Here is a 4665-nt window from a genome sequence, read left to right as displayed (position 1 = left end):
CAGGGCGCACTGCCCCCCACCCGTCAGGCCAGCCGCACGGGCTGTCTCGGCCGAGGGGGCTGCGGACTGAGCTGCCTCGGACTGACGGTTCTCGTCGTGATCTGCATGGGCTCGTTTCTGTCGTGGCTCCTGGCCGATGCGCGGCTCCCCCTTCCTGAAAGCCTCGTGGGCCCGCAGACGGTGGCGTTCTCGTTCGCGCACCTCAGCAGCGACGACCCCGGCGTGAACGCCCTGATGAACCACGCCGTTCAGCAGCTGCGCACCACCTACGTGGAGCAGAGCACCCTGCCCATGGCCGTGAAGAAGACCATCGAGAAGATCGCCCCTCACCAGGTGCGGGCCTTTCTCCCCATGCAGGTGGTGGTGACCTACGACGTGCTGCCCGCGTCCCCGGCGACCGACGCCAGCCCCGCGGCACGCGGCGAAGCGGCGCCCGCGCCCTCCCCAGAAGCCGGCCAGAAGCGCGACACCGTCGTCCCCACGGCTGTGGTCAGCTTCGGCCACTTCAAGGGGCTCTCCGAGGTCATGTTCCGCAGCGTCGAGTCGGTGAACGAGCCGGGTACACGCCTCGAGACCTACAGAGGCGCCGAGATCCTGATCATCCCCCCACGACATCCCGACGACATCACCGCGGTGGGACACGTCGCGAGCACGTTCATCTTCTCGTCCCGCATCGATGGGGTGAAGCTCGCCATCGAGCGGCTCGGCAGCCAGTCTGGCACCTTCGGCGGGCGCAGCGCCATGGCGTCGATGTACACACGGCTCGACGGCCGCCAGGACCTGCTCGGGGTGGTGATGGGCGACCACGGGCAGATCCATCGCTTCCTCGAGGCCATGGCGGCGGCACAGGATCCCCGTGAGGGGCACGTGCTCTTCAACCCGGCCTTCGTGAAGGTGGCCTCTGCAGCCGTGCGACGCATCGGATGGGATATCGACATCCTCTCGCAGACAGAGATCTCCGCCCACGTGATCATCGCGTGCAACACCGCCGAAGACGCCAACCGCGTGCGCTCGTTCACCGAGCAGCTCCTGGCAGAGGCGCGCCAGGCCCACCTGGCGAGCACCTCGGAGGTGAAGCACCATGATCTCGAGGTCGAGGTGAAGGTGCGGGCTCCCCTGCCTGCAGCCCTCTCCTCTTCCCCCGGCACCCCCTTGGCGACGGAGCCCTGAGAGCCACCTGGACGGCAGGCAAGATGTTACCAGGATGTAACCGATGTTGCCAAACCATGAAAAATTTGTTGCCGGACATCTAGACAAGCCCGCCGAACGGTGGTATAACTTCGGCAGAGGAACGGCTTGCGCGCGTCGAGATCGCCGCGAGTCGAATGGTACCCAGTGAACCGACCGTAGAGGTCGTGCCTGCAAACGGCAGATGAAGTCCGAAGAAGAGAGCAGGACGTATGCTGACAGGCGAACGAGCCGCCCACCGCACGGGCGAAGCGGCAGACGCCTGAGAGTGAGGGAACGAGGATCTCGATAACCCCGAAGGCGGGTCAGACGACCCGCCTTCTTCATTTCCGTCGCTGTCAGGCGCCCCACCGAACCGACCAGGGCCCGTGACAACGCCGTCTACGCGTAGTGCCAGGTGATGGTGCGCCGCGGGCGGACCCGCACGTACGCGCTGCCCGGACGCGGCTGCTGCGGCAGCTGCGCCTCTTCAACCCCCCGCTGCCGCGCCGCCTCTCGCGCAAGGGCAAGACGCGCCGCGTCGTCGCTCACCACCTCTGCATCTCCCTGCACCATCACTGCGGTGAGAACGCTTTCGTGCGACGTCTCCACCAGAACACAGACCTTCGGATTCCCGGCGATGTTGCGCAGCTTGCGCGTGTTCGCCATGGTCCCCAGAACGATGTCGTCTTCCACGAGGAAGTACCCGAGCGCAACACTGTGCGGATAGCCATCTGCGCCGATGGTGGTGAGGATGGCCCAGCCAGGCTTGCTCGCAAGGAACGCGCGGGTGGCGGCGGCATCGAGACGGCGCGGCGCGCGCCCACGACTTCCCATGGGTCAGTTCGTGAGGCTCTGGATGGGCGCGGGGATGCGGCCGCGGCGCTGCACGAATCCGACTGACGAGAACGGGTTCACCGGCATCACGATGACCTCTCCGAGCAGACCGCCATAGGGCACGCGATCACCCGCCCGCTTGTGCGGAACCGGGATGATGCGCACGCCGGTCGTCTTCGAGTTGATGACGCCGATGGCCATCTCGTCTGCGATGATGGCCGACAAGGTCTCGGCCGGCACATCACCGGGCACGGCCACCATGTCGAGACCCACCGAGCAGACCGCCGTCATCGCCTCGAGCTTGTCGAGCGACAGCGCCCCCACCGCCGCGGCGTCGACCATGGCGGCGTCCTCGCTCACGGGGATGAACGCTCCGCTCAAGCCGCCCACATAGGACGACGCCATGGCGCCCCCCTTCTTGACCGCGTCGTTGAGCAGCGCCAGTGCCGCGGTGCTGCCGTGGGTTCCGCAGCGCTCGAGCCCCATCGACTCGAGGATCTCGGCCACACTGTCTCCTCGCGCGGGTGTCGGCGCCAGCGAGAGATCGACGATGCCGAAGCGAACGCCGAGACGACGAGACACCTCGCGCCCCACCAGCTCCCCCGTGCGCGTGATCTTGAACGAGGTGCGCTTGATCATCTCGGCCACCTCGCCGAGGTCGGCGGTCGGGTCAAGACGGGCCAGCGCCGAGCGAACGACGCCCGGGCCGCTCACCCCCACGTTGATGACGGCCTCCGACTCTCCGATGCCGTGCATGGCGCCCGCCATGAAAGGGTTGTCCTCAGGCACGTTTGAGAAGGTGACGAGGCGGCTGCAGTGGATGCCGCCGCGATCGGCGGAGGCCCACGCCGCCTCGCGGATGATGTGCCCCATGCGCTCGATGGCATCCATGTTGATGCCTGCCCGCGTCGAGGCGACGTTCACCGACGCGCACACCCTCGAGGTGGCCGCGAGGGCGCTGGGCACGGAGTCGAGGAACACCTCGTCGCATCGCTTCATGCCCTTGTGAACCAGGGCAGAGAATCCACCGAGGAAATCGACCCCCACGGTCTCGGCAGCCCGGTCGAGGGCACGGGCCAGCGGCGTGTAGTCACTGGCGGTGGTTGCCGCGGCAACATATGCGGCAGGCGTGACCGAGATGCGCTTGTTCACGATGGGGATGCCGAACTCGTCGGACACCTCTTCCACCACCTGCTTCAACGCCCCCGCCACGCGCACGATCTTGTCGTAGCACATGGTGGCCACCCGCTCGATGTCGCTGCTCCCCGCGCAGTCGAGCAGGCTCACGCCCAGCGTCACGGTTCGCACGTCGAGATGCTCCATCTCGATCATGCGGACGGTCTCAAAGATCTCCTCAGAAGAAAGCCACATCGCTCAGATCCTGTGCATGGCGAGGAAGAGGTCCTCGCGTTGTACGCGTATGGTGAGGCCCACAGACTGGCCATAGGCGCGAAGGCGCTCGCGCAGAAGCGCCAGGCTCGGCTCGGGAGAGGTCTGCCGCGCCACCAGGACAACGGTGAAGCACCCCTCTCCCTCGCTCTCCTCGTACTGGTCGATCTCCACGCCGTGCTCGTGCAGGAAGCGACGCAACCCGTCAACGACAGAGGTCCGGGCGCCATCGCCGCCCGTCGGAGCACCGACTGTCCGGGACGGGTAGCACACCGTGCTGTTCGAGAACCCCATGACCACCATGCGCTTCATCGCATTCTCACCACCGTGACGCCCCAGCCGCCCTCGCCCGGATCTCCGGGCCGGAAGGCATCGACGCGCGGATGCGCGCGAAGCCGCTCCTGAACGACATTGAGCAGTACACCCGTGCCCTTCCCGTGCACGATGGTCGCCTGCTCGACGTGGGCCAGAGAGGCCTCATCGAGATAGCGATCTACCTCGTACACCGCATCTTCCGCGCGCATGCCGCGGATGTCGAGCCGCGTCGACACGTTCGCCCGTCGCTCCGCGCCGCCACTTCCTCCCGCCGTCTTGACGACGACCTCGCCGACCGCGGACGGGAGGCTCGTTCCCCCCCGCAGGCGTCGCACCTGGGCCAGCGGCAGCGTCATGCGCAACGTGCCCGCGCGCACCACCACGTCGTCGCGCCCGAGGGCGTCGACGCGCGCTTCCTGACCGATCCGCTCGACCCAGACGGTATCGCCGACGCTCAGCCCGACGCTCTCCTCGGCCGGACGCGGCGCCGCTTCCGCGGCACGTCGACGGCGCGAGGCCTCATTGCGAGACGCAGCCGCTTCGATGGCCGACGAGACCGCGCGAAGCGCGTCAGTCGCTGCCGTCGATGCACCCGCGAGATGCTCGAGCGAAGCCTCACCGCCCTCGGCCTCGACAGGCGAGGCCGCGGCATTGCTGTCGCGACTTCGTGTGTCGGGGGTTTCCTGCGCCTTTGCAGCATTCTCCTGCAACCGCTGCTCCCGGGCAATCACAGACTCGAGCCGTGCGCGCGTCTCGGCGAGCAGCCTCGCCATCTCGCCGCGCGTCGACTCGAGCATCGCGCGCGCCTCGTCGAGGGCCTGCGACATGCGCTCGTCACGCGTTCGCTCGAGCGCGTCGAGCTCCTCGGCGAGACGCGCGCGTGCCGACTCGGCGTCGTGATGGGCACGACGGGTCTCGACGGCGAGGCGGTTCACCTCGTCTCGCTCGTGCTCGAGG

The 4665-nt window shown here is 67.7% G+C and carries 5 protein-coding genes; 1 reads left to right on the top strand and 4 read right to left on the bottom strand.

The genetic code is table 11. The features are described 5' to 3' along the window. The first annotated feature begins 96 nt into the window (after window positions 1-96). Window positions 97-1170, top strand: coding sequence for a hypothetical protein (locus EB084_19905; GenBank protein ID NDD30530.1), 1074 nt, complete (start codon window positions 97-99; stop codon window positions 1168-1170). Window positions 1171-1569: 399 nt separating this feature from the next. Here the strand turns inward: EB084_19905 and EB084_19900 are convergent, their stop codons facing one another. The 4 genes from EB084_19900 to EB084_19885 all read right to left on the bottom strand — a co-directional run. Beyond that, on the bottom strand, window positions 1570-2004 hold the full coding sequence (locus tag EB084_19900; GenBank protein ID NDD30529.1) for a pyridoxamine 5'-phosphate oxidase family protein: 435 nt from the start codon (window positions 2002-2004) through the stop codon (window positions 1570-1572). A gap of 3 nt (window positions 2005-2007) precedes the next feature. Beyond that, window positions 2008-3375 carry a PFL family protein gene (locus EB084_19895; GenBank protein NDD30528.1) on the bottom strand — a complete coding sequence of 456 codons (1368 nt, stop codon included), beginning with the start codon at window positions 3373-3375 and terminating at the stop codon, window positions 2008-2010. A gap of 3 nt (window positions 3376-3378) precedes the next feature. Then, window positions 3379-3705, bottom strand: a complete 327-nt coding sequence (locus tag EB084_19890; protein NDD30527.1) for a hypothetical protein — start codon at window positions 3703-3705, stop codon at window positions 3379-3381. After that, window positions 3702-4665 (bottom strand): hypothetical protein (locus EB084_19885; protein NDD30526.1); only part of this gene is annotated, 964 nt, incomplete at its 5' end. The genes EB084_19890 and EB084_19885, both read right to left, overlap by 4 nt.

The sequence above is a fragment of the Pseudomonadota bacterium genome (assembly GCA_010028905.1).
Taxonomy (GTDB): domain Bacteria; phylum Vulcanimicrobiota; class Xenobia; order RGZZ01; family RGZZ01; genus RGZZ01.
The sequence above is the reverse complement of the archived record's forward strand: the minus strand, read 5'-3'. Positions and strand labels throughout refer to the sequence as shown.